General features: G+C 54.0%; 15 protein-coding genes and 3 pseudogenes. 15 read left to right on the top strand and 3 right to left on the bottom strand.

The window, feature by feature from the left end; translation table 11 throughout:
- Positions 1 to 290: 290 nt before the first annotated feature.
- The 9 genes and pseudogenes from ACP4CD_RS08630 (at position 291) to ACP4CD_RS08590 (ending at position 11455) form a co-directional block, all read left to right on the top strand.
- Entirely contained in the window at positions 291 to 2654 is a 2364-nt protein-coding gene (locus ACP4CD_RS08630; RefSeq protein ID WP_426994250.1) for a TonB-dependent receptor domain-containing protein, read from the top strand.
- A gap of 231 nt (positions 2655 to 2885) precedes the next feature.
- Complete coding sequence (locus tag ACP4CD_RS08625; protein ID WP_426994249.1) at positions 2886 to 4133, top strand: PepSY-associated TM helix domain-containing protein; 1248 nt, start codon at positions 2886 to 2888, stop codon at positions 4131 to 4133.
- A 379-nt stretch (positions 4134 to 4512) separates the two neighbouring features.
- Positions 4513 to 5223, top strand: a complete 711-nt coding sequence (locus ACP4CD_RS08620; protein ID WP_064030597.1) for a rhomboid family intramembrane serine protease — start codon at positions 4513 to 4515, stop codon at positions 5221 to 5223.
- 141 nt (positions 5224 to 5364) lie between these two features.
- Positions 5365 to 5688, top strand: a complete 324-nt coding sequence (locus ACP4CD_RS08615) for a hypothetical protein (RefSeq protein WP_064030588.1) — start codon at positions 5365 to 5367, stop codon at positions 5686 to 5688.
- A 430-nt stretch (positions 5689 to 6118) separates the two neighbouring features.
- Positions 6119 to 6574, top strand: coding sequence for a hypothetical protein (locus ACP4CD_RS08610; protein ID WP_426994248.1), 456 nt, complete (start codon positions 6119 to 6121; stop codon positions 6572 to 6574).
- Positions 6571 to 7227 (top strand): DUF2760 domain-containing protein, encoded by a 657-nt coding sequence (locus tag ACP4CD_RS08605; RefSeq protein ID WP_064030595.1) that lies wholly within the window; start codon positions 6571 to 6573, stop codon positions 7225 to 7227. The genes ACP4CD_RS08610 and ACP4CD_RS08605 overlap by 4 nt, the downstream gene beginning before the upstream one ends.
- A pseudogene (locus ACP4CD_RS08600) lies at positions 7224 to 9058 on the top strand (Hsp70 family protein). Before ACP4CD_RS08605 ends, ACP4CD_RS08600 begins: the two are co-directional and overlap by 4 nt.
- Positions 9059 to 9970: 912 nt before the next feature.
- Positions 9971 to 10474 (top strand): sigma-70 family RNA polymerase sigma factor, encoded by a 504-nt coding sequence (locus ACP4CD_RS08595; RefSeq protein WP_426994247.1) that lies wholly within the window; start codon positions 9971 to 9973, stop codon positions 10472 to 10474.
- Between the two features lie 6 nt (positions 10475 to 10480).
- A complete protein-coding gene (locus tag ACP4CD_RS08590; protein WP_426994246.1) occupies positions 10481 to 11455 on the top strand; it encodes a FecR domain-containing protein in 975 nt (324 codons plus the stop codon).
- 240 nt (positions 11456 to 11695) lie between these two features.
- On the opposite strand, the gene ACP4CD_RS08585 is transcribed toward ACP4CD_RS08590, so the two are convergent.
- Positions 11696 to 11836: a hypothetical protein gene (locus ACP4CD_RS08585; RefSeq protein WP_281022844.1), complete on the bottom strand. Its 141-nt coding sequence runs from the start codon at positions 11834 to 11836 to the stop codon at positions 11696 to 11698.
- Positions 11837 to 12044: 208 nt separating this feature from the next.
- Here ACP4CD_RS08585 and tnpA point away from each other — a divergent pair, with 208 nt between their 5' ends.
- The 6 genes and pseudogenes from tnpA to ACP4CD_RS08555 all read left to right on the top strand — a co-directional run bounded on the left by tnpA (position 12045) and on the right by ACP4CD_RS08555 (position 20122).
- Positions 12045 to 12356, top strand: coding sequence for an IS66 family insertion sequence element accessory protein TnpA (gene tnpA / locus ACP4CD_RS08580; RefSeq protein WP_426994245.1), 312 nt, complete (start codon positions 12045 to 12047; stop codon positions 12354 to 12356).
- Positions 12344 to 12694, top strand: coding sequence for an IS66 family insertion sequence element accessory protein TnpB (gene tnpB / locus ACP4CD_RS08575; protein ID WP_033159537.1), 351 nt, complete (start codon positions 12344 to 12346; stop codon positions 12692 to 12694). The genes tnpA and tnpB overlap by 13 nt, the downstream gene beginning before the upstream one ends.
- A gap of 85 nt (positions 12695 to 12779) precedes the next feature.
- Positions 12780 to 14416, top strand: a pseudogene (gene tnpC, locus ACP4CD_RS08570) (IS66 family transposase).
- A 62-nt stretch (positions 14417 to 14478) separates the two neighbouring features.
- Positions 14479 to 16016 (top strand): annotated as a pseudogene (locus tag ACP4CD_RS08565) (IS3 family transposase).
- A 117-nt stretch (positions 16017 to 16133) separates the two neighbouring features.
- A complete protein-coding gene (locus ACP4CD_RS08560; protein ID WP_426994244.1) occupies positions 16134 to 18773 on the top strand; it encodes a TonB-dependent siderophore receptor in 2640 nt (879 codons plus the stop codon).
- A gap of 128 nt (positions 18774 to 18901) precedes the next feature.
- Positions 18902 to 20122, top strand: coding sequence for a PepSY-associated TM helix domain-containing protein (locus tag ACP4CD_RS08555; protein WP_426994243.1), 1221 nt, complete (start codon positions 18902 to 18904; stop codon positions 20120 to 20122).
- A gap of 175 nt (positions 20123 to 20297) precedes the next feature.
- On the opposite strand, the gene ACP4CD_RS08550 is transcribed toward ACP4CD_RS08555, so the two are convergent.
- Together ACP4CD_RS08550 and ACP4CD_RS08545 are read right to left on the bottom strand one after the other, a co-directional pair.
- On the bottom strand, positions 20298 to 22796 hold the full coding sequence (locus tag ACP4CD_RS08550; RefSeq protein WP_426994242.1) for a TonB-dependent siderophore receptor: 2499 nt from the start codon (positions 22794 to 22796) through the stop codon (positions 20298 to 20300).
- A gap of 176 nt (positions 22797 to 22972) precedes the next feature.
- Positions 22973 to 23992, bottom strand: a complete 1020-nt coding sequence (locus tag ACP4CD_RS08545) for a FecR family protein (protein WP_426994241.1) — start codon at positions 23990 to 23992, stop codon at positions 22973 to 22975.
- Positions 23993 to 24028: the final 36 nt, after the last annotated feature.

The raw sequence follows: 24028 nt of genomic DNA, 5'->3' as shown, positions 1-24028 counted from the left end.
GAGGCGCTTTAGCGGCGACCGGCAGCTTATCCAGGTTCAAGCGGTCTTGAGTCGCGGCTAAAGCCCTTCCCGCAACGATTCTACTTTTACGGCCATGGTCCGCGCTCAGCGATGGTTGCACCTTTGGCTTTTGCAAACCAACGCTTTTTTCTGCCGAAAAATATTTTTTTGCAATGAGGTTATAAAACCTGCCGGCCCGGTCGTCTTTGGTTACGAACCCGCACGGATTGTCCGAAGCAGCATTCGCTATCGGCGATCCGCGACTTTCGTAACCGACGCCAGGAGGCCCGATGAACCGCCGTTTATCCCCGATCAACCCGTTTTGTTTGACACTGTTTGCCGCCACGCTGATGGCTAGCCCTTTGTGCGCGGCCGAGGCTGAAATCGATTTTGCCATTCCGGCCGCGCCGTTAGCCGATGCCTTGCTGCTGTTTTCCGAAACTAGCGGCGTCAAGGTGTTTTTCAGTTCGCAACTGGCCGGCAACCTGCGCGGCAACGCCGTGCAGGGCCGCCTTACAGCGCAACAGGCGCTGAAAAGATTGTTAAGCGGCACCGGTCTCGCCGCCAAAACCGCAGCGGACGGCACCGTGACGCTGGAAAAGTCGGCTAAAGCGGCCGAACCGCAATCGGCTGCGGGTACGACAACCTTGCCGACTATGACGGTGACGGGTAAAGCCTTAGCAAGCGAAAGCCCTAGCCTGACTACGCCATCGCTCCAAGAATCGCAAACCAAACTGAATCGTGTAGCGGGCGGCACGACGGTGATCGACGGCGAACGGATTAAGGAAGGCGCGCCATTGTCGGTCAGCGATGCCTTGGCGACGGCACCGGGGGTTTATGTGGGGGATATTAGCGCGGGCGCGACCGGTGGATCGCGCATCTCCATCCGCGGTTCGGACGGCAATTCGGATATTTCGCCGATTCGCGGAATAAAATTTCTGCGCAACGGCATGCCGTTTACTCACGCCAACGGGACGTTCGATGTCGAGGCGCTCAATCTTTATGCCATCGAGCATATCGAAGTCTATCGCGGCGCGAATGCCTTGGAATACGGCGGCAGCAATCTAGGCGGCGCTATCAATTACATCACGCCGACCGGGTACACCGCCAATGGGTTGAAAATCGGCATCGTCGGCGGCACCAAAGATTATTACCGACCTTATTTCAGCGGCGGTAAAGCGTTTGAAAACGGATTGGATGTTTTCGGCATGTTTTCCTACGTCAATACCGATACAACCCGGGAAAACAATCATCAAGAGCAGTTTTTGGGGCATGGCAATATCGGCTACCGCTGGAACGAAAATCACGAAACCCGTTTGTATTTCGATGCGCAAAACCATAATTTCTTGTGGCCGGCGTCGCTGAGCAAGCGGCAAATCCAACAAAATCCCCAACAAAACGCCAATGACTGGTCGTTGCCTAACGGCTTTTCATCCTACCGCTTCGATCTGAAGCATTCGGTAAAATTGCATGGCGGCGACCGCTTTGAGGTAGGCAGTTATTATTCGATCAATAACTATCGTTACGACTATACCGATAGCGGTAATCATGACCAGTGGCAGGATGTTGGCTTTAACTGGCGCCACGAAATCAACGGCCAATTACTGGGTTTAAAAAACCGGGTGGTCTGGGGCGGACTGACTCAGTGGCAATTTATCAACGATAAAAACTACGGCATCGTCGGCAGGCAACTGGGGCCGTTGTTGACGGCGGAGCGCGACCGCTGGCTGAATGTCGAAGCTTTTATGGAAGATCAATTGAGCTTGACCGACGCGTTTACCTTGATTGCCGGCATCCAATTGAATTATCGCGATGTGAATTACGAGCGGTACGAGGGTTATGTGGCTAGTGCCGCCAGACCCAGCAGCCAAGCCAATCAAGATTTTTTTAACGCCAATCCCAAATTGGGTTTTACCTGGCAAGCGACGGATGAGGCGCAAATTTACGGGAATCTCAGTCGAAGTTCGGAGCCGTCGCCGTTGATTGATCTAGCCACCGTCTATCTGAGTCCCAAAAGAGACATTCAGACTGCCAGCACCGTGGAAATCGGTACGCGCGGACAAACCGAGCGCTTGAAATGGGATTTGGCCTTCTACCAGTCCTGGGTTAACAACGACTATTTGATCATCGCCGATCCCAGAAATCCAACGGCCTTTTCCTCCACCAACGCCGATAGCACGACCTTGCATCGTGGTGTCGAACTCGGCTTGGAAACCACATTACCTTTAAATCTGGCGGTGGCGGGCGATAATGTCAGACTTGGCTGCAACTACACCTGGAATGACTTCACATTTGACAACGACCCTGCCCTTGGCAATAACCGCTTGCCCGGCATTCCCGAACATAATGCCTTCGTCGAAGCGCTTTACCAGCATCCCAGCGGCTTTTACATTGGCCCCAATGCCCGTATCGTCAGTTCCAACTGGGCGGACTTCGCCAACACCCTGGCCGCCAAGCCTTATGCCTTGCTGGGTGCACGCATGGGTTGGGATGACGGCAAGCATTGGAAATTATTCGTCGATGGCCGAAATTTGACCGACGAACACTACGCATCGTCGGTTTGGGTGTTGGGTAATGCGAATGGCGCGGACGCGGAGCAATTTAATCCCGGTGCAACCCGGTCGGTGTTTGGCGGGGTGGAATACCGGTTTTAAGCGCTTGCTGGTTGCCAATTAGTAGGCCTAAGCGTGGCTGGGCATGCCGCTCTGGCCCGAAATGACGGCAGGAATGGCACACAGTTCCCGCCAAACCCGGTCGATACGAAGAGGATTTCCTACGCCTAAACGTCTTATGCAAGAAAGGCAGCCAGCGCTCGATTCAGACAACGCCAGTATCTGGTTTCCTGGCCTGTTTTCGAATGTTGACGGTAACCGTACACGCCCATCATGAACAGTAATCTCTACCAGCCTGACACGCTTATCCAATCCAAACCGCAAAACCGAGAGCTGTCCCGCCTGAAAGCCCGCCGACAAAGGTGGTTGGCGGTGCATTTGTGGCTAGGCCTGGCCTTGGGTTTGCTGTTGGCGATTTACGGCATCACCGGCAGCATCCTGGTTTTCCACGCCGAAATCGACGAATGGCTGCATCCGGACGTGCTGTTGATAAAACACGCCGAGGCCGCGCCTTACCGGCCGTTGGCGGACATTGTCGCGGCTGGCAAGGCCGCGATGCCGGCGGCGGCCGTGCTGAACTTCGCGACTTACCCGCGTAACCCCGATGCGGCGTTCAAATTTCATTTCAAACTGCCCGGCGCCGCCGGCGACGAGCGCTGGTTAGTCGGCGTCGATCCCTACACCGCAACGGTGACCGGGAAATATCTGTTGGAACGCTCGACCGATTCGGTGCCCGCCACCTTGCTGGGATTCGTGTTCACATTGCATTACGACTTGCTGTTGCCGCCGGCCGTGGGCGACCCTGTGGTCGGCCTCTCGGCGGCGTTGCTAATGATTTCGACGCTGACCGGTCTGATCGTCTGGTGGCCGCTGACCGGGCAGTGGCGTAACGCGCTGACCTTCAAGCGCGGCGCCGGTAAGGTGCGTTTCAATTACGACCTGCACAAAACCAGTGGTTTTTACACGTTGCTGGTGATGCTGCCGGTACTGTTCTCCGGGGTTTACATGGTGTTGCCGCATCACGTGGTGCCGGTGCTGGAATTGTTTTCGCCGGCGACTTATCGCTATTGGTTCGAGTCCAAGCCGCCTTATCCGAATGCGCCGGCCATCGGCATGGATCAAGCGGTGGCAATCGCCGTGCAACAATATCCGCAAGGTCGGCCGCACTGGATTTACGGCGCGCCGAATCCCGCTCAAACCTACACCGTCTGCCAGGATGGCGTGGATGCGCCCGGAAGTCTCTTGCAACGCCGCTGCACCGTGATCGACCGCTACTCCGGCGTCATTTTGGATCGGGACGACCCCAGCCTGCCGACCGCCACGGCCGGCGAAATCTTGACCCATTGGCAATGGCCCTTGCATTCCGGACAGGCTTTCGGCATGTCCGGGCGGATTCTGGTGTTTGTTACCGGTCTGGCTTGCCCGGTGTTGTTTGTCACCGGTTTGATTCGCTGGTTGCAAAAACGGCGTTCCGCAATTCGATCGCGGCTGACTCGATTGCCGGAACGCACCGCTCGGTAAGCGTGTTTCCGGCTTTCGCCTAAGTTCCCCTCGATCCCCTCGACTCGCTGAGCGGGCGGTTTTTGGCTGCTCAAGATCGCTAGGCCAAGCAAGTTGCCAAATTCCTGGCAAACTAGCGTACGAACCTGAAACCGCCGCGTCGCCCCGGCATATCCAGTCGCGGCGTTAAACATCCCGAGCGACTAAGCTTATGTCGGCGTCGATGCGCCCGTTATTGGCGGCGATTCGGGAACGGTCCAAGCGGCGGAACCAAGCGCCGGGCTATTTGCCGAAGTGTTTAAAATACGCTGGCGGCATCGGCGTAGCGTTCGAAAGTGGGCATCGGCGCCCATCCCGTTGCGGACTGCGACATGATTCCGATTATTCAAGAGGCCAGACCATGATACCCATTCGAGATTCGATACCTTGCCAAACCAAGCCCTACGTGACGTGGGCCGTCATGGCGGTTTGCACGGCGGTCTATGTCGCAATGCTGTTCATGCCGGACGAGGTCGGTCAACACTTTGTCTATCTTTACGGCATGGTACCGATCCGCTACTCGAATCCGGATTGGGCGTATGCATTCGGCTTGCCGCCGGATCATTATTTGTCGTTTTTGACTAGTTTGTTTCTGCACGGCGGTTTTCTGCACTTGCTGATGAACATGGTGTTCTTGTGGATATTCGCCGACAACATCGAGGATTTGATGGGGCACTGGCGCTTCCTGGCGTTCTATCTCGTGTCCGGATTGCTAGCAACGGTCACGCAGTGGTATTTTTATCCGAATATCGCGATACCGGTGGTCGGCGCGTCCGGGGCGATTGCAGGGGTACTGGGGGCCTATTTCGTGAGGTTTCCGTATGCGACCGTCGTGATTATGGTGCCGATATTGTTCTATCCCTTGTTTTTTCAGGTGCCGGCCATCGCCTTTTTGGGTTTTTGGGTGATCGTACAAGTGGGCGACGTGTTCACCGCCGCGATGTTCGACAACGTCGCGGTCGATTCCGCCTGGTGGGCGCATTTGGGCGGTTTCGCGGTCGGTGCCTTGTTGCATCCGTTTTTCATCGACAAGCCGGCGCATCGGCGCGAATTGAGTCCGCCGGCCGAATGACGGCGCGACTTTCAGCCAAAAAGTTGAGGATTCCGTAGGGGTTTTATTTTATAATCTCGGCGTTCAAGGCTGGTCCGCCGGCCGAATCAGGCCGGTTGTCGGCGCTTACCGATTCTTTATTCATTCGAGACATTGAAAACCATGAAAAACCTAAATGTTGCTTTGGTCAGGCTGGTCCAGTTCGTCGTGTTCGTATTGTTTACGTTTATCGTACTGGTCTATTTCGGCACGATGATTTTGTTGCCGCTGGACATTGTGGTGCTGATCACCAAATTGTTAGGTGTTTTGGGTATCGGTAGCTTGTTCGGCGCTGTCGTCGCGGTGCCCTTGGTCGCTTATCTGGGTAAAATCGTCTACAGCACGCCGGGTTTGATCAAATTGGTGGTCGATAACGGTATCGAATTGGCCAACGCCGGCAAACAACGTGTCGAGGCCTTCAACGACATCGCCGCCGCCGTCAAATAAGCGCGCTGTGCCGCAAGCAAAAAGGGGCCGTTTCGGCCCCTTTTTTGTGTCTGGGGATTCGGGAATTGCCGGAGTGACTTGGCGTATTCAACGTAGTTTAATTATTGGCCCGCCCCGAGGACCATCCAAAGTCTTTGCGGTAGCGTGGGGAGGGCGCCTGCTGACTCTGCCCGGCTTTATCGGAGCGCGGGCGATATTCGAAACAGTCGTCGCGTGTTGTGCGGTCTTGGTTTTCCGGTGGCCTGGAACCGGATACCGGCACTCTAGCGCGATTTTCTCGGTATCGTACCCGCGCTCGGCATCGGAATTTAACCGCGAACTGTTCGTCCCTCAACGCGCCGGCGCCGGTTCGCGGTCCATCATCAATTGTTCAATCTCGCCGCCATCGCGTAAAATCCCGGCTAAAAACTTTCAAGCCAGGAGCCAAACCATGAAATATCTGTTGATCGCGTTGCTGCTGACCGCGAATTGGGCCGCCGCCGAAGAATCCGCCAAGGACGAGTGGAATGAAACCTCGCTCAGCGAAGACACCATCCAAAAAATCCAGCAAGCGCAATTCAAATATAAAAAGTGCGTCGTCGACGAGATGCGCAAGCCGGAAAACCAAAAACTGGAGAGCCGCAACGCCACCGACGCGATCGCCAAATACTGCGAGCCGACGTTGGGCGACATGCGTAAGGTCTACACCGACGTCGGCGTGCCGGGCGTCGTGGCCGACCGGCACTTGAAAAAACTGCGTATCCAGACCACCCGCAATATGTTGCAAGAATTGATGTACCTCGAAGCCGCCAAAAAGCCGGCGCTCAACCCTGATAATCCGTGCGGCGGCCGGCCGCCGCGATTGCCGCCTCCGGCGGCTTGTTCTCAACCAAGCCTTACACCATGAACACCTATACCATCGATTTATCGCTACGCCCGACTACGTTCGATTTGTGGCACGTTTGTCTGGCCGGCACCGCCGCGGTGCTGGCCTTGATCTTGATCGCCGTTTTGATTTCGGTGCTGCTGGGTCTGCGCCGCTGCAAAAAATCCGAACCGGTGGCCGCGCCGGCGCCGCCAATGCCGGCGCCGCAACCCGAGATCAAGATCGTCGAGAAAATCGTCGAAGTCGAAAAAATTGTCCAAGCCCCAGCGCCCGAACCGGTGATTCTGAAGGAAGCCACTCCTGATGCGGCTTTGCAATTGCTCAGCCTGTTGCAAAAGGAAGCCCGCTTTATCGATTTTATCAAGGAAGATGTCGGCGCGTTTTCCGATGCCGACATCGGCGCGGCGGCGCGGGTGGTGCATCAAGGTTGCGTCAAGGCGATCAACGAGCATTTCACGCTGGCGCCGGTCAGTTCGGATGCCGAAGGCAACCGCGTCACCTTGAATCCCGGCTTCGATGCCGCGTCGTTCCGCTTGACCGGCAATATCGTCGGCCAGGCTCCGTTCACCGGTACTTTGGTGCACAAAGGCTGGCAAGTTACCGATTTGCGCCTGCCCAAACTGACCGAAGGCCATAACGCCAAAATCGTCGCGCCGGCCGAGGTGGAATTATGAGTGCCCGTTATTCGGTCGGTATCGACTTGGGTACCACTCACTGCGTGCTGTCCTATGTCGATTTGCAGGCCGGCGACGATCAAGTGGCGATCGAAGTATTCGCGATCCCGCAATTGATCGGACCGGGCCAGATCGAGGACAAAGCGCAGCTGGCGTCGTTTACCTATCTGGCCCACCCGGCGGAATTGGCCGAAGGCTCGACCGCGTTGCCGTGGTCGGCCAAGCCGGACAAACTGGTCGGTGAAATCGCCCGCAATCTGGGTGGCAAGACGCCGATCCGGCTGGTCGCCAGCGCCAAGAGCTGGCTGTGCCATGCCGGCGTCGATTGCAAGCAGCCGATTCTGCCGGCCGAGGCGCCGGACGAGGTCGAGCGCATCTCGCCGTTCGCCGCGACCCTGGCCTATCTGCAACATTTGCGCGACGCCTGGAACCATCGCTTTGCCGAAGACCGGCTGGAATACCAGGATTTGACCATCACCGTACCGGCCTCGTTCGACCCGGCGGCGCGGGAATTGACTGTCGAAGCCGCGCGCGCGGTCGGCCTAGGACAAGCGGTGCTGCTGGAAGAGCCGCAAGCCGCGCTGTATAGCTGGATCGAAAACAGCGAAGGCGATTGGCGCAATCACGTCAAGGTCGGCGACGTGATTTTAGTCGTCGATGTCGGCGGCGGTACCACCGACTTGTCGTTGATCGCGGTCACCGAACAGGACGGCAATCTGCAATTGACCCGCGTCGCGGTCGGCGACCACATCCTGCTGGGTGGCGACAACATGGACCTCGCGCTCGCCTACACGGTCAAGGCCAAGCTGGAACAGGACAGCGGCAAGAAGCTGGAATCCTGGCAGGTTCAGTCCCTAACGCACGGTTGCCGCGAGGCCAAGGAAAAGCTGTTCAATCAGCCCGAGCTGGGCAGCATGCCGCTGGTAGTCGCCAGTCGGGGTTCGTCGCTGATCGGCGGCACCTTGCGCACTGAACTGACCCGCGACGAACTCAATCGGGTCTTGGTCGAAGGCTTTTTGCCCAATGCCCAAGCCGGCGACAAGCCGGTCAGCCGCCCGCGTAGCGGTCTGCGTAGCGCTGGTCTGCCGTATGCGCAAGACGCGGGCATTACTCGCCATCTGGCGGCGTTTTTGGCACGCCAACGCCAGGCGACCGAGGAATTCCAGGCGGTGAATCTTCCAGAGCATGCCAGCTTTTTGCATCCGACCGCCGTGTTGTTCAACGGGGGGTGTTGAAGGCCGGCGTGTTGGCCGAGCGCCTGATGCAAATCCTGAACGGCTGGCTGCAAGCCGAACAAGCTCCGGACGCGCGCTTGCTGCAAGGCGCCGATCTGGATTTGGCGGTGGCGCGCGGCGCGGCCTACTACGGCTTCGTTCGGCAAGGCAAGGGCGTGCGCATCAAGGGCGGCACGGCGGCGGCTTATTACGTTGGCGTCGAAAGCGCGATGCCGGCGGTGCCCGGTTTGGCGCCGGAAATCGAAGCGCTGTGCATCGCGCCGTTCGGCATGGAAGAGGGCACCGAGCAAAATCTGCCGAATGACGAGTTCGGCTTGATCGTCGGCGAACCGGTACGCTTTCGCTTCTTCGGTTCTAAAACCCGCCGCGAAGACCAGGTCGGCACCCGTCTGGAAAGCTGGCACGACGACGAGTTGGAAGAACTCGACGAAATCGAAATCACCCTGCCGGAAGAAGGCCGCGCCGCCGGCGACATCGTGCCGGTCTATCTGTCCTCGGCGGTTACCGAAGTCGGCACGCTGGAATTGCGCGCCGTGTCCCGGCGCGAGCAGCAGCAATGGAAAATCGAATTCGAGGTCAGAGCCGGGGAAAGTTGATTCCGCCGACACACGGGGATCATTTCCAGCGCATGTTTTCGAATCGCCGATCCCAGTGGGATCGGCGTTTTTGTGTAGTGTCGCTGGGTGTGGCGTACCGTTTGCGTAGAACCGGTAGTTAAGCCTAAAACTTAATCCCCGTCGAACCGTTTACGTAAAAACCAAACGACTTAACCGTTAATAAACCGGCCCAGGTCCGGAATCCCGCATTGACAACCGCTATCGACTGTTCTCGATCCGAAAATTCAGTCGATTGTCGCGTGGTCCATCAAAAGCCTGTTCTACAAATCGTTCCTAACGGTGGTTAAAGGGAGGCAATAAAAGAAAAAGATAGGCGTAGGAAGGGCTTTCGCCGCGATTGGTATTTTTGTCTCGCGGTTACGTGTTTTCACATGCTTTTCATCGTCAAAATAAGTCATATGACACAGTGCTCCCTAGAGTTTCTTGGTGGGCGGTCGTTGCTACGTGGTCTGCTTACACAATAAGCATCGTCATTCCGGCGTGGATGGCAGGATCCGTTAGAGCGTGGAACGAATCCAGTTTTCAAGGACGGATTTAAGCCTGCCCTCCATGGCACGGGATGTCCGCTTCCCGGCGGGCACGACGGTCTTGAACAAATCTGACAAAGTAGAGTTAGGACATTGTTGAAATATCGGCTTGGTTAGAATTTGTTATCAATGCCGAATTACATGTAAGTCGTATATTTCAACAATAAACCGCAATATAGAATACTGCGCGAAACATGCAGTGGAATAATTTTTGCTTGAATGGAAGGCTTTTGGTAAAAAACAAGCTCTCTTGAGGGCGACAAAATCAGCAATCTTACGGATGGAGCGAGGCAAGCAAAATTATGATCAACCGCCCGCATGATGCATTGAAGCCACATCTTTCAATCGTAGACAGGAGTGATTAATGGCGACGGAATTGCTGACGAATGAAGCCTTGTCCCTGCTTTATCGCGAGCACCACTCCTGGTTGCTGGGGTGGCTGAATAAGCGTGTGCAATGTCGCTTGCAAGCCGAAGATCATGCGCACGATACTTTTGTACGGGTGATGGCATCGGGCCGCACACCGGATTTGGACGAACCCAGGCCTTACCTCGCTACCATTGCCAAAAATTTACTGATAAACCATTGGCGGCGCGCCACCATTGAACAAGTGTATTTGGAACGCTTGTCGGCACTTCCTGAAGCCATTTCGCCGTCATTGGAAGAAAATGCCATCATTCTGGAAACGCTACAAGAAATCGATGGACTGCTTAATCGCTTACCGGTAAAGGCACGCAAGGCATTTTTTATGTCCCAGATCGATGGACTTACCTACGTCGAAATCGCCGAAAAACTTAGCGTCAGCGATCGTATGGTTAGAAAGTACATGGTACAAGCCATGGTGCTATGTCTGAGCGTGGAGTTCTAACCGAACATGTCGTCCGAAAATCGACAAAAAATCCATCCCCGCGTCGTGGCGGAGGCAGCTGAGTGGTTTATGGTTCTGAGCTCCGGCAACGTTCGTCCTGACGAAACCGCACAGTGGCAAGCCTGGTTGTCTTCGCACCCGGATCATCGAATGGCTTGGGCCAGAGTTGAGTTTTATACCGACAAATTTAAATCGCTGCCGCCACAAGCCGCCTTCGCCGCAACCGAAGCGTTAAATGCCCCCAATCTCAATCGAAGACGCCTGCTGTTGAGCATGGCCCTATTGGGTGTGGCCGGATTGTCAGGTTGGCAAATTTCTCGAGGCCGGTATTGGCAGGAATGGTCGGCCGATCAACATACGGCGCTCGGCGAAAGTAAAACCGTCAGCCTGGCCGACGGCTCCAGCGTCGTTCTGGATAGCGGCAGCGCGGTAAACGTCGATTTCTCGGTTAATTTGCGCAGGCTGCAGTTGGTTAAAGGGGAAATTTACATCGAAACAGCAGCCGATACCGTTGGTTGGAAACGGCCGTTTGTGGTGGATACGCTGGAAGGCAGGGTACAGGCGCTCGGCACGCGTTTCAGCGTCAGCCAGCAGCAAAACCGAACCCAGGTTGCCGTGTTTCAAGATGGTGTAGAAATCCAACCAGCCGATGCAATTTCCGCCAAACAAACCCTAGTTGCAGGTCAACAAGTTCAGTTTGCGTCAAGCCGCATCGAGCCGATACACCGACACAACCAGAATAAACCGGCTTGGACTGAAGGCTTCATCGTCGCCGACGATTTGCCGCTCAGCGAGTTTTTGCTGCAACTAAGCCGTTACCGGCCAGGCTATATTACCTGCGATCCCGAGATTGCCGATTTACGGATCATCGGCTCCTACCCGCTAAAAGATACCGATAGAATTCTGGCTTTTCTTGAGGCTAATCTGCCGGTCAAGCTCTCACATCCGCTACCTTTCTGGGTTAAAGTCCTGCCGCGTTAATCATCCCTGCACCTCATCTAATGAATAAACGCGTTCTTCACCTTTGCGTACGCGTTCCAACACGCCGGCGGCCAAGTAATAATCTTCCATATCGTTCAACCTAAAAAGGGCAGTTGGCGTGTATTGCGGGCCGTTCGTGCTGAGCAACGTCGAAGCATGGACGGCTCGCAATACACTCACCAAACGGGTGAATGAAAAATCCCGCGCGCCCTTCGACAAGCTCAGGACGAACGGGATTTTTCATCGCCAAACTGCTCTTTTTAGGTTCAATCCTTTTTCGATGATTTCTCGTAAATAAAATGCCTTCGTACGCCCGGTTTGGCCTGCCAAATAATCAAGCCGTTGTTCAATTTCCGGAGAAAGTCTTATTGAGGTAGCCATTTCAAATCCCCTTTGCGTCAACTATTGAATGCCCCCTGCGTCAGAATAGATGTCGCCTCAAATTTTTAGACCCCCTTAAATTTGAGATAAAAAATGAATCCTTCCAAGAAGCAGTATTCTGCTGAGTTCAAAGGTAAGGCTCTATCCCGCCCACCTGTTGAGATCATTCAGCCTGAGGCATCCTGTGATTTTTTGATCAGGAGTAGCGATGGGCGTTACATCGAAATGGCGTCAGCATATTGAAGAATGGCAAGGCAGTGGTTTGTCGCAGGTTGAGTATTGCGTGCAGGAAGGCATCAATGTACGGACATTTACTGCCAGACTGTGCGACTATCGCAAACGGCCTGCGGTAGAGTCGGTCGCTTTGGTGCCGGTGCAGATTGAACAGCCTGAGCCTGCTTCTGTGGTGACACCCGCAGCAGCGGCTATGGTCTTGACCGATGTCCACGGTTATAGGCTGGAGATTTCGTCTTCAGTATCGGCGGGCTGGGTAGCCGAGTTGTTACGATGTCTGGCTTGATCGATTATCCCGCGCAGATTTGGTTGGCGGTGGCGCCGGTGGACATGCGGCGTGGTTTGGATGGCTTGTCAGCGATTGTTCAACAGAGTCTGGGGCATGCCCCGTGTGCCGGATCGGCGTTTATCTTTCGTAATCGTGCGGGCAACCGGCTACGGTTGTTGGTGTGGGATGGCAATGGGGTTTGGCTGTGTCAGCGCCGTTTGCACCAAGGCAGTTTTGTCTGGCCCAGGGTGGGCGATGCGGTGTTTGCGCTGACGCAGGCGCAATGGCACTGGTTAATTGCTGGAGTCGATTGGCAACGCTTATCCGCCCAGCCCCAAGCAGACTGGCAGGTGTGAATCAGAGGTAAAACGCGGCGGTAAAAAAGTCATAAAATATCCTAATATCAAGGCATTGGATGGGGCATTGCGGTATAATTCACCCATGAATCCGCTGGCCAAACTCGACCAATTGAACCTGGAGCCGACTGCCAAAACCGAGGTGGCGGCCCTGCTTCAGGCACTGATGGATCAGGCAGCCCAGGATGCCCAAGTCATCCAAACCAAAGACGCCACGATTCACGCCAAAGACCTCAAAATCGGCGCGCTAACCCATGAGCTGGCGTATTACAAACGCATCCGCTTCAGTCGCAAGAACGAAAGTCTGGCCCCGTTGCAGCGGGATGTGTTCGAGGAAACCTGGAATTCCGATATCTCGGCGATTGATGAGGAAGTCGAACAACTCCGGGATGATCAGCCCTGCGATACCGTGGCCCGTCCCAAACGCCCACGTGCCGGTCGCCAACCGTTGCCTGAGCATCTGCCGCGCATTGAGCATCGCCATGAACCGGAATCCTGCGCTTGTGGCCACTGCGGTAAAGACCTGGTCAAAACCTGTACTGAGCTTGTCGAAGTATCGGCGAAGACATCAGCGAGCAACTGGACGTCGAACCGGCCAAGTTCTTTGTGCATCGACACATTCGTCCGCAATACGCCTGTCGGGCCTGCGAAACCATCACCGCAGCCGCCATTCCACCGGCGGTGATCGATGGCGGTATGGCTGCCGTCGGTTTGCTCACCTGGGTGCTGATCGGCAAGTACCTCGATCATTTGCCGCTGTACCGGTTGGAACAAATCGCCGCCCGTGACGGGGTGATCCTGTCCCGCTCCACGCTGGCGGACTGGGTCGGACGACTCGGTGTCGCTTTAGCGCCCTTAGCCGACCGCTTGGCTTGGCATTTGTTGCAAAGGGATAGCTTACATGCCGACGAGACGCCGGTGCCGCAACTGGATCCCGGCAGTGGTAAAACCAAGAAAGCCTATCTGTGGGCCTATCGCAGCAATGATCTGCAACCGGGACCGAAGCTTATCGTCTTCGATTATCAAGCCGGTCGCGGCGGCCGCTACGCGCAGCAGTTTCTGGGCGAATGGCGCGGCCACCTGATGGTGGATGACTATGCAGGCTATAAAGCCCTGTTTGCGGCAACCCGTGCACATCCGCAATCGCAACGCCTACTGGAGCCGTGTACCGAACTGGCCTGCCTGGCGCATGCGCGGCGCAAATTCTTCGACCTGTTGCAAACCAGTCAGAGCCCTATCGCACAAGCAGCACTGAATCGCATCGCCAAACTGTACGCCATTGAAACCGAGGGCCGCGAGATGACAGCTGACCAGCGCAAACAGCTACGCGCCGAAAAAAGCCTGCCGCTATTGACAGACTTGCAGGCTTGGTTACAGCAAACCCGTTTGCGCACCGCGCCCAATACCGCCACCGCCAAAGCCATCGACTACAGCCTGAAACGCTGGGTTGCCTTAAGCCGTTACGCCGAAACCGGCGATCTGCCTATCGACAATAATCCGGTCGAAAACAGCATTCGCCCCATTGCCTTGGGTAAAAAGAATTGGCTGTTCGCTGGTTCCGAACGCGCCGGCCAGCGCGCTGCGGTCATCCAAACCCTGCTAGGCACCGCCAAACTCAATGGCCTCGATCCGGCTGCCTGGCTAAAAGACACCCTGGAAAAACTCCCCACCTGGCCCAACAGCCGCATCGACGAGTTACTGCCATTTAGTCACAGGGATTAGATCAAAGCGGCAACTTGCCGACGATATGGTAGGGCTGGGCGCTTACGTTCAAAGAGCAAGCCCTGGCGAAAGTCTACAGTCGTGGCAAGCGGACGATTCAAACCATTGCCGACGAATCAAACCTCAGCATACATACCTTAAAAAACTGGATGAAAAGCACAGCAACCACCGATACGCCTAACGCCAACCCGGCCAAGCGTCCCCAAGATTGGCGCCCTGAAGAGCGCTTGTTGGCACTGCAAGAAAGCCATGGCTTGAGCGGCGAGGCGCTGAATGCCTGGTGCCGGGAGCGCGGCCTATTTGCCCATCAACTCGCCCAGTGGCAAAGCGATTTTTGTTCTGCCGCTCAGCCGCGTTCGAGTAGCGATGACCGCCAGACACTGCGCGCCCTGAAAGCCGAGAACCAGCGTTTGGAACGCGAACTCAACCGTAAGGATAAAGCCTTGGCTGAAGCCGCTGCTTTGCTGATCTTGCAAAAAAGGTCCGGGCGTTGTTGGGGGGCGAGGTCGAATGACATCCCTTCAGCAACGCCAAAATCTGATTGGTGCCATCACCGAGGCGACAACCGCCGGTGCCCGCCAGAACCAAGCCTGCGCCATGCTGGGCCTGAGTCCGCGCACCTTGCAGCGCTGGCAAGCCCGTGAAACCCTGGCTGAAGACCGGCGACCGCAACGTCAATACACGCCCGGGCATGCGCTAACCGAATCCGAGCGCGCCGAAGTCCTGGCGGTGGCCAATTCCGCTGAGTTTGCCGATTTGCCGCCCAGCCAAATCGTGCCGCGCCTGGCCGACCGGGGCATTTATCTGGCCTCCGAATCGACCTTCTACCGCATCCTGAGCCGCCCAGCAACTGAAACACCGCCGCAGCGAACGGCCCAGTCAGCCGCGCACCAAGCCCAAAGCCCTGAGCGCCACCGCACCCAATCAGCTCTACAGCTGGGATATTACCTACCTGCCCACAGCCATCAAAGGCCGGTTCTACTATCTCTACCTGTTTCTCGACCTGTTTAGTCGCCAGATCGTCGGCTGGCAGGTGTTCGAAGCAGAAAGCAGCCACTGGGCCAGCGAGCTGTTGCGCGACATCTATCGACGCGAGGGCCTGCGACCACAGCAAGTCGTCCTCCATTCGGACAACGGCAGCCCGATGAAGGGTGCCACCATGCTAGCCACCCTGCAGCGGCTGGGCGTCGTGCCGTCGTTTAGCCGCCCGGCGGTCAGCAACGACAACCCCTATTCGGAATCGCTGTTCAAAACCTTAAAATACCGGCCGTCCTATCCGTTGCAACCCTTTGCCGACTTGACGGCAGCCCGGCACTGGGTGGCCGATCTCGTGCAGTGGTACAACCACGAACACCGCCACAGCGCCATCGGCTTTGTCACGCCGGCGCAACGCCATGCCGGCCTGGACCAGGCGCTGCTGGCTCAACGCAAGGCGCTGTACGAACAAGCCAAGGCTCGACAGCCTCGGCGCTGGAGCCGGCAGACCCGCAACTGGAATAGAGTCCATACCGTGTATCTCAATCCCGACCGGGCCGATACGCAAAACATGCCCCATACCACAAACCAGGAGGCCGCCAATCAGGGCAATATCCCCGCATGACGTTTTACATTGAGGCGACAACTAGCTTGAAATCTTCCGAATGCGTGTAATCAATGTATCACGCAAGCTCGGAAGCATCTGGCATCGCCGTTCAAGTGGATGGGAAAGTTGTAGACGGTGCTCGACACTGGCTCGCCAAGCGCATTGTTGCTTAAAAAGCGGATTATTTTTCCATCTAAAAACAATCCGTTAAAAAATTTATTAAATTTTTTCCAATTCGCAGTTCCGGTTTTTCCACGCTCGTTTGTATTAGCTAATGAAAACACCACAAATGGAGAAAAACCGATGTCAAACACACACCATCGCTGCGATCCGGGCTTTCGTTCATCCCGATTGAGCCACGCTATACAGGGAATTTTATTGGCTTCAGCGCTGACCGCTTCAGTCGCAGCGCAGGGAGAAGAAATAACCAACAGGAAAAGCTACCACATCGGCGGTGGCTCCTTGGGACAAGCACTTAGCCGGTTTGCGCGCGATGCCGGCATTCTGTTTACCGGGGAATCCAAATTGACCGACGGCAAAACCAGCAAGGGACTGGACGGCGAGTACACCGTCGAAGAAGGCTTTAGAAAACTCCTGGCGGGAAGCGGTTTGACCTATACCATCACGGATGATAATTCCGTAGCAATCAAGGTTGCAGAGCCTGGAAGCGATGCCGCATCGACTTTGCCAGCGGTGAAGGTTACCGCTGCCGTGAGTCACGAACCGGAAATAGACACCAGCGAAACCTATAAAATCACCAATAGCCGTACTGCGACTAAGACCGATACACCATTGATCGAAACACCGTTTTCTCTACAAGCGGTGACTCAAGAAGTCATCAACGATCAACAAAGTATCCGCGTCGAAGATGCGTTAAGAAATGTCAGTAATATCATGACGCAGACGCCTAACGGCGGCCAATTCGACGGCTTTGTCGTGCGGGGGTTTCCGCAAGCGACTTTGTTCAAAGACGGCTTTCGTTTCCCAAGTAAAGATTATGCGGCTATCGGGCCGCGCGACCTCAGCAACATCGATCGCATCGAAGTCTTGAAAGGGCCGGCATCGTTAATGTACGGCAGGATAGAGCCGGGCGGCATGATAAATTTAGTTACTAAGCAGCCTTTAGAAACTGCCCATTATTCGTTGCAACAGCAAATCGGCTCGTTTGACCATTATCGTACCGTAGCCGATGCCACAGGCCCTTTAACTGATGATAAGTCGCTGCTTTATCGGATTAATTTAGGCTATGAAAGCACAAGTTCGTTTATCGATTTTAACGGTACGGATCGAGTGTCCGTTGCGCCACGATTACGTTGGAAGCCCAGCGACGATACGGTATTTGATTTGGAATACCAACACCTGCAAGGGGATGTGACAACTTTTACCGGTGTTCCGGCTATTACTTTGGCCTCAGGCGGTATTGTCGGCAATCGGCCGTTGCCGCTAAATAGAAGTTTTTTCAAAGGCGAACCATATAACGGCCTAGCTTTCAATGAAGATATGGTCGATTTTAATTGGTCGCATAATTTCAATAAGGATTGGAAGATTAATCAACGCTTTAGTTACGACCACAGTCGGACATCCGGCGAATTTACACTTGGTTTATTATTTAAAGATAATATGGCCGATTTGTTACGCCGAGAGTCGGAAGTCCAGACCGAGCAAGATACTTTTTCTACTGGTATTGATTTAACGGGTAATTTTAAGACTTTCGGTTACCAGCATACCTTATTGGCTGGTGCGGATTATTATCATACCGACATGCAGCAAGCCTATAATTCGATATATCCCGGCCAATTGGGTGGACGTTTATTGAATGTTTATAATCCAATCCATAATTCGGTCCAGCCTATTTTCGATCCCAATAAAGCCAAATTAAATAATGTAGTCAATGATTGGTTCGGCTTATATTTGCAGGATCAGTTTCAGTTGCCGTTCGATTTACAGTTGTTAACCGGTTTACGCTACGATGAAGCGCGAGTACAGCAGGTGGTTAATATTCGAAATCCCGTTGAACGTCCGCAAGGTATTACCGAAATGAAAAATACGACCGGTGTCGTAAAGCCTAGGGTTGGGTTAGTTTGGCATCCTATTAAAGAGTTTTCTCTCTACGGTAACTATGTCGAAAACTTAGGAAATACCCCGTTAACGACAGTAGGCTCTAGTTTAAAAGCCGAGCAAGCTCAACAATGGGAAGTTGGTGCTAAAACCGAATTGGCTGATGGTCGATTAACCGCTTCTTTGGCTTATTACGAGTTGACTAAGCAAAATACTCCGGTGCCATATTTGGATACGGGTTATATGATTCCGGTTGGAGAGGCAAGGAGCCAAGGCGTTGAACTCGATATTACCGGTGAAGTGTTGCAGAATTGGAAGATTATTGCCTCTTATGCGCATATGAATACGGAAATAACTAAAGATGCTTCCGGTTTGCAAGGTCACCAGTTGTCGAACGCCCCTAGAAATAGCGGCAGTTTATGGAATACTTATGCTTTTGACGATGATTTATTACGAGGATTTAAAGTGGGGGCCGGCGTGGTTGCCAGAAGCCAAAGGCAAGGCGATCCGGAAAATGATTTTCAATTGCCCGGCTATGCGATTTTCAATTTAATGGCTGGCTACGAATTGAAAATAGGCAAAACTAAGTTAAGCGCTCAATTCAATGTCGAAAACTTGCTGGATAAATATTATTTTAGTGAATCAGGAGGATTTCGCGGTGCTTCGATTTATGGAACGCCTCGTAGTTACATCGGAACACTTAGACTGGATTTTTAAGAGCCTTAAGTCGGTCGCAGCTCAACTTTTTTGAACGACCTAAACTACCCAAAATGACCAGTTAGGCTAAATACTAATAATGAATGATTGATACTTAGCCTATATCATCAATCGAATTAGATTTCCTGATGTTAAGACAATCAAATAACCAAATTAGCCCACATTTAATGCCTAACAAAAGATTTATATGGCTGAAGACACGACGCAGATTTTGGTTAAATGTGCATTTGACGTTGGCATTAACCGTGGGTTTTGTTTTTGTCATTCTGGGATTGACAGGCTCTTGTAATATTTTTTATTCCGAACTGAACGAACTGGGGTTGTCGGCGGTAAACCCAAGCAATCAAATACCACGCAGTTTGGATGATGTCATGCAAACCGTTAAGGCTGCTCACCCGCAAAGAACAGGTGCGTGGTCTATCGTCTTGCCGGGTTATTTAAGCGATTATCTTTGGGTAAATTACCGCGAACCCGAAGAAACTAAAAATGAGCTGTTTGCACCACTGCAAATACTGGTTGACCCTTATAGCGGAAAGATTACTGAAGAACACTTTTGGGGGCAAACAGTACTTAGTCTGATTTACGAACTGCATGCCGATTTTATACTGGGCAAAATCGGAAAGGAAATCGGCGAAGTTGCTTTTAAAGTGGTCTGCTTTTTCGGAGTTTTTCTATGTATTTCCTGCCTATCAGGCTTGTATTTATGGTGGCCGCGTGGCGGTAAGTTTAAACAAGCCTTGTCCATAAAACACAATGCCAGTCGAGAACGCTACTACTTTGATTTGCACAAAACGGTTGGATTTTATAGCGCAGCATTACTATTAATACTGGCTTTTACCGGCTTAGCTTTTAGTTATAAAGATTACATCACCCCGGTGGTTTCGGTGTTTTCGCCAATCAAAAAAGATCATTTAAAAAATCCACCGCTGAAATCCAGCGTGATTGATTCGGCTCGTTCTATTTCCATCACTCAAGCTGTAGCGATTGCCGACCAAGTTTTTCCCGGCGCGGAATTGCGCGGAGTGAATACGCCGGATGGCAAAGAAGGCTCGTATATGGTGGCCAAAAGGCAAGCGGGAGAAGCCAACCGCAAACGGCCTCGTAGTAAAGTCTGGATTGATCAGTACAGCGGCGCGGTGTTGGCGGTGCAAGACCCGAACCAGTTTACCGCCGGCGAGACGTTTATGAATATCTTGTGGCCTTTACATGACGGGCAGATTTTAGGACTTACAGGCCGTATCTTATGGTGTTTCGTCGGCTTTGCGCCGCTGATTTTATATATCACTGGCATTTTACGCTGGCTGCAAAAACGCCGCGTAGCGGACAAGAAGCTGGCCAAGGGGGCGTAGGTTGAGGTGACGATAGGAACCCCAACACGACAACCTTTAAGCCACTAGCCAAACAGAAAAGCGAGATCTCGCGACCAAATAAAACCATCGGCAAGCAGCAAAGGCCGAACCGGTTAAAAATGTTGGGGTTCGTTACCTTATCCCAGCCTAAGGTCCTAACCGGCTACTTGAACGGTTAATATTGGATATTGACCGACCCCATAAATGTACGTGGTGTGCCAAAATCGGCATTACCGGCGTTAAAACCGACTGGCGCGTTGTAATTGGTAAATAAATTCGAGGTGTAGTGATTGTCTAATAGGTTGTCGACATTCAACTGGGCGGTGATTTTGCTTTTGCCGACATCGATACTATAAGCCGCTAGTAAACCGACCGTGGCATAGCCGGGCAATTGGAAGGCGGGGAAGCTGCAACAAGCCGTCACTCCGTCGCGCACGGTCACTCCACCACCCAATTTAAAGCCGCGCATTGTCCCTGCTTGTAGTTCGTAAGTGCTCCACACGCTGCCAGTATTCCGGGGGACGTTCCAAAAACGCGTGCCGACCGCCTGATAACCGGTTTCCTCGGTTTTGATGATGCGGGCATCGGTATTTGCGTAAGTGCCAATGACCCTCCAACCTGGCAAAATTTCTCCGCTAATGTCCAGTTCCGGCCCACGGCTACGCACCGCTCCAGTCAAGATGGAAAAGCCGGGGTGGTTGGGGTCGGAGGTTGGGACGTTAGTTTTAGTCAAATCATAATAGGCCAACGTCGCCCGCAAGCGACCCTCGAAAAATTCGGTTTTGATGCCGCCTTCGTATTGTTCGCCTTCGGTCGGGGGTACCGGTTTATTGTCAGGCGTAAAAGTAAAAGCGGTGTTCACGCCAAAGCTTTCGACATAGTTGGCATACAAACTCAGCCAGTTTTTGGCTTGCCATAAAATACCGACGCGAGGCGTGACGGCATCATTGGACTGGACTGAAGGCAAGACAAAGTCAAAACTGGGGAAATTAGCGACATGATCCTGATGGAAATTTTGGTAGCGGATACCACCCATGACATGGACGTTATGCGGCAATTTGATTTGATCTTGGATATAAACGCCGTATTGGTCGGTGCGGCTGGAATTGATGACCAAAGGGTATAGCGGTTGGGTAAAAGGCGTACCGGGATGCACTGGATTGAGCAGATTTATATTAGACAGCGGATCGCTGACTGAATTTTTAAACACCGAATCAACCCGATAATAATCGCCGCCTATCAGTAACGTATGATGTAGCCCGGCAGTATCAAAATGGCCTGTCAAGTCCAAGCTGGTGGCGTACGTGTTGTTTTGGGTATCGTAGCTATTCAATTGTCTAGATACGTCAACGCCATCGGTGGCAATAGGGAAGACAAAATGCGGTTGCGCGATATTCTGCTGATTGACGGAAAAATGATGTTTGATAGACCAATCATCATTAAATTGGTGTGACCAATTAAAGCCGCCATAAACGGTTTCGGTGGTTGACGGCGAATAGCCGCCGTAATTACGGTTGCGCGGCACACTGAAGATTTTATCGTTATACAGCGGGACGAATCCGGTATCCAAGCCCAGATGTTGGTGGTCGTATTCCAGTTCAAGAGTCGCCTGCGTTTGGGAGCTGATGTTCCATTTCAACACGGGGGCCAGAAACACATCTTCTTTACCGTTAAATTCCCGAAATGTGTTGTTGTTTTGGTAAGACATATTCATCCGGTATAGCAAACGGTCCTGATTGCCGACCGGGCCGGTGGCGTCGATCGTGGTGCGATAGAGATCGTAGGAACCAAACTGTTGGCCCAGCGCGTAATACGGTGTCGCCAACGGTTGCTTGGTGACCACGTTGACCATGCCGCCCGGTTCTACTTGTCCGTATAAAATCGCCGCCGCGCCTTTCAGCACTTCAACGGATTCCACATTCGCCATTTGCCGGTTCGCCCCGCCTTGCTGCAAGCGAAAGCCATTGCGGAAAAAAGTCTCCGATTCAAAACCGCGGATAAAAAACGATTGGTTCGTGCCGCCGAAGGTGACGCTGCCACTGCCGTTAGAATTGCTCGTGATGCCGCTGACATTTTTCAAAGCCTGATCCAACGTAATCACCTGCTGATCCTTCAACACCTGCTTGGAAATCACCTGCACGTTCAGCGGCGTTTCCATGATCGGCGTGTCGGTCTTGGTGCCGGCGGTGGCATTGGGCAGCACGTAATTCGGGTTATAAGGATCGGTGGCATCGTATTCGGCCTTGCCGACCACCTTCACCGCCGGCAGCGTGCTGGAGTCGGCGGGTGCGGGCGGGTTGGTGTGTTCGGCTTTTTCCAGGGTGACGGTGTGGGCATCGACGAAGCGAAAGCGGTAACCCGTCTCTTGCAACAATTGCCGTAAGGCTTGTTCCGGCGTCAGATCGCCATCCAGGCCGCGCGTGTTGATGCCTCGGATTTGTTCGGAATTGAACAGCAGGATCAGTTTGGCTTCCGACGCGAATTTGGTCAGCGCATTGTTGAGCGATTGCGCGGGGATTTGATAATGCCTGGTTTCCTCGGCTAGCAAGGGTTGGCTGATCAGCATGCTGCCGATCAATAACGACACCCGGCCGGCGGCGGTAAACGGGTGTAGGGAATATGGCGATGGGCGTCCTTTAGCTAAGCATTGGTCTGGATAACCGCTGTTGTTCATCTTTCCTCCGGGTGAATGATATTAATCTCCTTATAAACAACGATTGGCCGAGCAAACCTAGCCAAAAAAAGTGTTGCCCGCATGCATTTGGCCGCTGATCACTACTCCTGTACGCTGGTCATGCCGCGGCGATTTTCTGCCGAGATTGAGTGCAGGGAACTAATGGCACGAGATGCCTAGCGCTGCAATACCACCCACGGGCCCAGATGGGTAGCACGGATGCCGAGGACTTTGTGCAAGGTTTCCAGCACCACATCCGGATTGTCCAGCGGGAATACGCCGGTGACATGTTGCTGTTTCAGCGTTTCATCGGCGATATAAATCCGCCCCAGGCGGTAGCGTTCCAGTTCGTTAACCAGATCCGCCAGCGGCCGGTCGCTGACGATCAATTGCCGTTGCTGCCAGGCTTGCGCCAATTCTAAATCGATCGTTGCCAATGCGCCTGTTTGACCGGGCCGATAGCTCAGTTGCTGGCCCTGCTCGATCCTGATGCCGTCGGCAGCCTGCCGGCCGGCAGGCAGGGCGAGTACGGCATGTTCTTCCACGATGACCTGAGTCTGGCCGCCGCTTCGGTAGACGTCGAAAACAGTGCCCAAGGCCCGCACGTTAAGTTCGCCGGCTTGTACCTGAAACGGATGCGCCGCATCGGCCGCCACCTGAAAACGAGCCTGGCCGTGGTGCAACACGATTTGCCGTACGTCGGCGTTGAAGTCGACCGAAATCGCGGTATTGGTATTGAGCAGCAGGCGGCTACCGTCCGCCAGTTCGAGTTGGCGCTGTTCGCCGGTGCCGGTATGGTAGTCGCTAAAATAGTCGGCAAGCAGATGGCTTTGTCTGGGCATAATCGTGAGCACGGCCAACAGCCAAACCGCCGCCATCGCTAGGCCGGCGCCAAACCAATATCGGCCCCGCGCAGCTTGCCGCGACAGCCGCTCGGGCGGATTTGTCGGTGACGCAGTCTGCGGCGGGGGCGTAACGGCCAATTTATCGGAATGGGTTGCGACAACGGCCATCTCGTTCAGGGTGTTTTCCGCCGCGGCGAAGGCTTCGGAATGGCGGTAATCCTGCGACAGCCACTCGGCGAATGCCAGCGTTTCCGCTTCGCTCAAATCGTCCGAACGCAGGCGCACCAGCCAGCGCACGGCTTGGCGTTTCAAGTCTAAGGCGCTCGGATCGTTGCGGGTCATCGGCGGCATTCGACCGCCGAAAAGGGCAGCAGGGACTCGATACCT

The organism is Methylomonas stagni, assembly GCF_050154735.1.
In the GTDB taxonomy this organism is placed as follows: Bacteria; Pseudomonadota; Gammaproteobacteria; order Methylococcales; family Methylomonadaceae; genus Methylomonas; species Methylomonas koyamae_A.
Note: the sequence above shows the minus strand (reverse complement) of the source record. Positions and strands in the feature narration are given on the sequence as shown.

What these genes read in the sequence shown, in the direction of transcription:
- ACP4CD_RS08630 (WP_426994250.1), top strand. Translation starts at nt 291, where the DNA reads ATGAACCGCCGTTTATCCCCGATCAACCCGTTTTGTTTGACACTGTTT.
- ACP4CD_RS08625 (WP_426994249.1), top strand. Translation starts at nt 2,886, where the DNA reads ATGAACAGTAATCTCTACCAGCCTGACACGCTTATCCAATCCAAACCG.
- ACP4CD_RS08620 (WP_064030597.1), top strand. Translation starts at nt 4,513, where the DNA reads ATGATACCCATTCGAGATTCGATACCTTGCCAAACCAAGCCCTACGTG.
- ACP4CD_RS08615 (WP_064030588.1), top strand. Translation starts at nt 5,365, where the DNA reads ATGAAAAACCTAAATGTTGCTTTGGTCAGGCTGGTCCAGTTCGTCGTG.
- ACP4CD_RS08610 (WP_426994248.1), top strand. Translation starts at nt 6,119, where the DNA reads ATGAAATATCTGTTGATCGCGTTGCTGCTGACCGCGAATTGGGCCGCC.
- ACP4CD_RS08605 (WP_064030595.1), top strand. Translation starts at nt 6,571, where the DNA reads ATGAACACCTATACCATCGATTTATCGCTACGCCCGACTACGTTCGAT.
- ACP4CD_RS08595 (WP_426994247.1), top strand. Translation starts at nt 9,971, where the DNA reads ATGGCGACGGAATTGCTGACGAATGAAGCCTTGTCCCTGCTTTATCGC.
- ACP4CD_RS08590 (WP_426994246.1), top strand. Translation starts at nt 10,481, where the DNA reads ATGTCGTCCGAAAATCGACAAAAAATCCATCCCCGCGTCGTGGCGGAG.
- ACP4CD_RS08585 (WP_281022844.1), bottom strand. Translation starts at nt 11,836, where the DNA reads ATGGCTACCTCAATAAGACTTTCTCCGGAAATTGAACAACGGCTTGAT.
- tnpA (WP_426994245.1), top strand. Translation starts at nt 12,045, where the DNA reads ATGGGCGTTACATCGAAATGGCGTCAGCATATTGAAGAATGGCAAGGC.
- tnpB (WP_033159537.1), top strand. Translation starts at nt 12,344, where the DNA reads ATGTCTGGCTTGATCGATTATCCCGCGCAGATTTGGTTGGCGGTGGCG.
- ACP4CD_RS08555 (WP_426994243.1), top strand. Translation starts at nt 18,902, where the DNA reads ATGTTAAGACAATCAAATAACCAAATTAGCCCACATTTAATGCCTAAC.
- ACP4CD_RS08550 (WP_426994242.1), bottom strand. Translation starts at nt 22,796, where the DNA reads ATGAACAACAGCGGTTATCCAGACCAATGCTTAGCTAAAGGACGCCCA.
- ACP4CD_RS08545 (WP_426994241.1), bottom strand. Translation starts at nt 23,992, where the DNA reads ATGCCGCCGATGACCCGCAACGATCCGAGCGCCTTAGACTTGAAACGC.